This window comes from Priestia sp. SIMBA_032, from assembly GCF_046535215.1.
GTDB classification, from domain to species: Bacteria; Bacillota; Bacilli; order Bacillales; family Bacillaceae_H; genus Priestia; species Priestia aryabhattai.
Map to the genome: position 1 here is coordinate 1 of NZ_JAWRXD010001089.1, position 255 is coordinate 255.

At 67.8% G+C, this 255-nt stretch carries 1 protein-coding gene; it reads left to right on the top strand.

Annotation, left to right across the window (positions count from 1 at the left end):
- Window positions 1–16: 16 nt before the first annotated feature.
- A partial coding sequence (locus tag SB717_RS37705) for a hypothetical protein (RefSeq protein ID WP_410908276.1) occupies window positions 17–255 on the top strand: 239 nt, incomplete at its 3' end.

Genomic DNA, 255 nt, shown 5'->3' on the forward strand with positions numbered 1-255 from the left:
GACCAAGGAATCACTGGTGGTCGCGGCCGTCGAGCATCTGGTCGAGCAGCGGCTGGCCGAGATGATCGACGCTCATGTGGCTGACGACAAGGCCGGCGTCGAGCTGTTTCTCGACGCCTTCTCCGGACCGCTCTTCTACGCTGCGCTCGAACTGTGGATCGCCGCGCGTACCGATCCGGTGCTGCACGCCGCGGTCCTGCCCCTCGAGGCCCGGGTCAACGAGGCCATCCAGGCCGGCAGCGCGGCGATCTTCGG